The organism is Flagellimonas sp. L-11 (assembly GCF_056857735.1).
On record NZ_JBSXNR010000004.1, the window covers coordinates 2,501 to 5,178 of the forward strand.

Annotated in this window: 2 tRNA genes and 2 rRNA genes (1 of these 4 cut by a window edge); all 4 read right to left on the reverse strand. The window is 53.7% G+C overall.

Annotated elements, in window-relative coordinates:
* Nucleotides 1-583 (reverse strand): 23S ribosomal RNA (locus AC13CC_RS00065) (it extends 2,244 nt beyond the left edge of the window).
* 177 nt (nt 584-760) lie between these two features.
* Nucleotides 761-837, reverse strand: a tRNA-Ala gene (locus AC13CC_RS00070).
* 98 nt (nt 838-935) lie between these two features.
* Nucleotides 936-1,009: transfer RNA gene (locus AC13CC_RS00075), tRNA-Ile, on the reverse strand.
* Between the two features lie 112 nt (nt 1,010-1,121).
* Nucleotides 1,122-2,647: ribosomal RNA gene (locus tag AC13CC_RS00080) — 16S ribosomal RNA — on the reverse strand.
* The 16S and 23S rRNA genes sit together here with 2 tRNA genes alongside, the layout of an rRNA operon.
* Nucleotides 2,648-2,678: the final 31 nt, after the last annotated feature.

The window sequence follows — 2,678 nt, forward strand, 5'->3', positions numbered from 1 at the left end:
GCCGTCACCAGTAAACTGGCTCCGACCGCTTGTAGGCGTATGGTTTCAGGGTCTATTTCACTCCGTTGTTCACGGTTCTTTTCACCTTTCCCTCACGGTACTGGTTCACTATCGGTCTCCCAGGAGTATTTAGCCTTGGCGGATGGTCCCGCCGGATTCACACAGGGTTTCACGTGCCCCGCGCTACTCAGGATACCACTATCTTCAACGCTCCTTGCCCGTACGGGACTGTCACCCATATCGTGCAGCTTTCCAACTGCTTCCGGTTCGTCGCGCAAAGAACATTGTGGTCCTACAACCCCGTCATTGCCTAAACAACAACGGTTTGGGCCAGTCCGATTTCGCTCGCCGCTACTCTCGGAATCACTCTTGTTTTCTCTTCCTCCGCCTACTTAGATGTTTCAGTTCAGCGGGTTCGCCCACCTTGCGGTGTGACTGGCCTTCAACCAGCCGGGTTGCCCCATTCGGATACCCGCGGATCAATGCTCATGTGCAGCTCCCCGCGGTTTTTCGCAGCTTATCACGTCCTTCGTCGCCTCTGAGAGCCTAGGCATTCCCCATACGCCCTTCTTTTGCTTGTCGCACCTGTACCTAAGTACAAATGCCCTCTCGTAATCCTTAATGTTCTATTCTACTTCGTGTTTCTTCTTTGACTTCGCAATGAAACGACCTATGTCGTCCCTTGCTCCGTCCCAATATGTCAATGAACTTGTGGCGGACCGCCACTGGCGATAATATCACCGTGGACGGCCAATTGCCGTGGTGGAGAATATCGGAGTCGAACCGATGACCTCCTGCGTGCAAGGCAGGCGCTCTAGCCAGCTGAGCTAATCCCCCATTTTTCAGTTATGAGTTATTAGTTGGGAGTTATGAGTGATAACCCTGTAACTCAACTTCTAAAATTTCCAATATCTTTTCTCAATGAACTTCCTTCGTAGTCTCAGGCAGACTCGAACTGCCGACCTCTACATTATCAGTGTAGCGCTCTAACCAGCTGAGCTATGAGACTGTCTTGGCCTTATATTTTGCCTTATACCAAAAAAACATATCATAAACGACAGCACAAAGGTCCTAAGGACCACCTCGCGCAAGGACCCCCTTCCGGGCGTCTCTTTCTCTAGAAAGGAGGTGTTCCAGCCGCACCTTCCGGTACGGCTACCTTGTTACGACTTAGCCCTAGTTACCGATTTTGCCCTAGGCCGCTCCTTGCGGTGACGGACTTCAGGCACTCCCGGCTTCCATGGCTTGACGGGCGGTGTGTACAAGGCCCGGGAACGTATTCACCGGATCATGGCTGATATCCGATTACTAGCGATTCCAGCTTCACGGGGTCGAGTTGCAGACCCCGATCCGAACTGTGACCGGTTTTGTAGATCCGCGCCCCCTTGCGGGGTGGCTTCCCTCTGTACCGGCCATTGTAGCACGTGTGTAGCCCAGGACGTAAGGGCCGTGATGATTTGACGTCGTCCCCACCTTCCTCTCGGTTTGCACCGGCAGTCCCGCTAGAGTCCCCATCTTTACATGCTGGCAACTAACGGTAGGGGTTGCGCTCGTTATAGGACTTAACCTGACACCTCACGGCACGAGCTGACGACAACCATGCAGCACCTTGCAGGCGGTCCGAAGAAAGGGGTGTCTCCACCCCATGCAGCCTGCATTTAAGCCCTGGTAAGGTTCCTCGCGTATCATCGAATTAAACCACATGCTCCACCGCTTGTGCGGGCCCCCGTCAATTCCTTTGAGTTTCATTCTTGCGAACGTACTCCCCAGGTGGGATACTTATCACTTTCGCTTGGCCACGGAGACCGAGGTCCCCACAGCTAGTATCCATCGTTTACGGCGTGGACTACCGGGGTATCTAATCCCGTTCGCTACCCACGCTTTCGTCCATCAGCGTCAGTACATGGTTGGCCACCTGCCTTCGCGATCGGTGTTCTATGTGATATCTATGCATTTCACCGCTACACCACATGTTCCGGCGACCCCACCATGACTCAAGACCTGCAGTATCAAAGGCAATTTTATGGTTGAGCCACAAACTTTCACCCCTGACTTACAGGCCCGCCTACGGACCCTTTAAACCCAATGATTCCGGATAACGCTCGGACCCTCCGTATTACCGCGGCTGCTGGCACGGAGTTAGCCGGTCCTTATTCTTACGGTACCGTCAGACACCTACCCGTAGGTGCGTTTCTTCCCGTATAAAAGCAGTTTACAACCCATAGGGCCGTCATCCTGCACGCGGCATGGCTGGATCAGGCTCCCGCCCATTGTCCAATATTCCTCACTGCTGCCTCCCGTAGGAGTCTGGTCCGTGTCTCAGTACCAGTGTGGGGGATCCCCCTCTCAGGGCCCCTAACCATCGCTGCCTTGGTGGGCCGTTACCCCACCAACTAACTAATGGTACGCATGGCCATCCCTGTCCGATAAATCTTTAATCAACATATCATGCGATATGACGATACCATGGGGCATTAATCCAAGTTTCCCTGGGCTATTCCCCTGACAGGGGCAGGTTCCATACGCGTTCCGCACCCGTGCGCCGGTCGCCACCAGAAAAGCAAGCTTTTCCGTGATGCCCCTCGACTTGCATGTGTTAGGCCTGCCGCTAGCGTTCATCCTGAGCCAGGATCAAACTCTTCATTGTATTTCCTTGAATGTCTGTACGACACCCGGAA